The 217-nt window shown below is 52.5% G+C and carries 1 tRNA gene; it reads left to right on the forward strand.

The window, feature by feature from the left end:
• Nucleotides 1–142 precede the first annotated feature (142 nt).
• A tRNA-Met gene (locus OGV67_RS02495) sits at nucleotides 143–216 on the forward strand.
• Nucleotide 217 lies beyond the last annotated feature (1 nt).

The raw sequence follows: 217 nt of genomic DNA on the forward strand, positions 1-217 counted from the left end.
TGATGTAATATTTTGCAAAGTAGTTCGAATCACAACAAGGCGGCGACGCAGTGAATCCTTAGGAGCTTACTCCAGTAAGTGACTGAGGTGAACGAGGAAAGCCAACGCAGATGTGGTTTGAAATACGAAGCAGAAAGACGGACGCGGGGTGGAGCAGCCTGGTAGCTCGTCGGGCTCATAACCCGAAGGTCGTCGGTTCAAATCCGGCCCCCGCAAC

It is taken from the genome of Citrobacter sp. CK188 (genome assembly GCF_030333525.1).
GTDB classification, from domain to species: Bacteria; Pseudomonadota; Gammaproteobacteria; order Enterobacterales; family Enterobacteriaceae; genus Citrobacter_B; species Citrobacter_B koseri.